This window comes from Oleiphilus sp. HI0043, assembly GCF_001634935.1.
Map to the genome: position 1 here is coordinate 1 of NZ_LWEY01001561.1, position 1,583 is coordinate 1,583.

2 protein-coding genes are annotated in these 1,583 nt (G+C 47.1%); one reads left to right on the forward strand and one right to left on the reverse strand.

All coding sequences use genetic code 11. The annotated features are described in order from the left end of the window. A partial coding sequence (locus A3729_RS33380) for a putative solute-binding protein (RefSeq protein ID WP_068634340.1) occupies positions 1 to 857 on the forward strand: 857 nt, incomplete at its 5' end. Positions 858 to 877: 20 nt separating this feature from the next. Here A3729_RS33380 and A3729_RS23285 read toward each other — a convergent pair. Continuing rightward, on the reverse strand, positions 878 to 1,471 hold the full coding sequence (locus tag A3729_RS23285) for a class GN sortase (protein WP_068634341.1): 594 nt from the start codon (positions 1,469 to 1,471) through the stop codon (positions 878 to 880). Between the last annotated feature and the right edge of the window lie 112 nt (positions 1,472 to 1,583).

The following is a 1,583-nucleotide window of genomic DNA, read 5'->3' on the forward strand; positions in this document are numbered from 1 at the left end:
ACGCGGTTCGCTGGGGTGTTGACCTTTCATTCAAGCTCTATACCGATGACCGGGTCGCCTCAGAAGAATTCAAAAATGGCGTATGCGACATGCTCAACCTGCCAGGCATTCGGGCACGTGAATACAATGATTTTACCGGCTCTCTAAACGCTTTAGGCGCGCTGCCAACCTATGAACATCTAGGCATGGCTATTAAATCGATAAGCAGCCCGAGAGGTGCAAAGATTATGCGCAAAGGGGATTACGAAATCGTCGGTATTGCGCCCATTGGCGCTGTATTCTTATTTGTAAATGATAAGAACATTCATGCCCCGAAAGACCTGTCAGGAAAGCGTATTACCGTGCTCGATAACGCCCCGGAGACCGCACATATCGCAACTCGAATAGGTATGACACCCGTCGCATCTGGCATTCGTAATGCCCTGCAAAAATTTAACAACCGCGCCGTCGATGTCACCGGAGCACCTGCCCTGGCATATGAACCAATGGAGATGTACAAAGGCCTCGCGCCGAATGGAGGCATCATTAATTGGCCAAAGCTACAAATAACCATGCAACTGATCCTTCGCTGGAAAAAAGTACCTGAGGGCTTTGGTCAGAAATCTCGTGACCTGATGACAAATAAGTACCCGGCTCAAATTAAAAAAATTGTAGAAAGCGAGCAAACCATTCCTAAAAAGTACTGGATCAATATTTCCCAAGAAACCAAAGACAAATGGAACGAGTTCTTTAGAAAAAGCCGCATTGCGCTACGAGAAGAAGGCGTTTATAACCGCAAAGCCCTCACCTTGTTTAGAAAGATCCGCTGTAAGATGGATGCCAGCTTGGCGGAGTGTACATCCAAAGATAAGGAGTAAGCTCCCATTCGTTTGAGGCACTAGCTAACGGGCCTATTCTTAAGCGGTATCGCAAAAACTAAAAACCGCTCTTCAGCCCCGGCTGTTAAGGTATCAAACGGGTAGCAAGTCGCGAGTATCATCAAATTCTCAACCGATGGCTCCAATTCCGGGAGTAACCAATTCTGGTTAACCACCTCCGTATTAATAATTTGATAGTCACTGCGCTTGCCATCTGCAGTTGTAATCACAAACACATCATTTAACTTCAGATCTTTTAAAAACCTGAAATGGGTGTCTCGATGGCCACTCAAAATACTAAAATCTAAACCCAGGCCACCATCGACATAATCATTCATACCCGGCCCAAACGCTAATACTCGCCCGCTATCACCATGAAGTACGACTTGTNGAACACCAAGGCTGGGCACACTTAGCTCTGCAACCGGCCAGGTGTCAGCCCAGGGCCAGGGGCGAACTCGCTCTTCGCCTAGCAAAGTTCGCGACCAAGCCTGTTCGATCAAATACTGACTTAACCAGGCTTTAGCCGCTATTTTGGCACCACTACCAAGCTGAACAATTGCCGTGAGCGATAGGGCGATTAGCAATACAAACAGTAAAGATTTCTTTAGCATAGCGCCTTCCCTTTTCGCTTAGTCATGCCTTTCGATAGATATAACAACACCGTCACCAACAAAAGCGCCACCAAGCCGACATAAAGCTGAAACCAAAGACCACTAGAGGTCT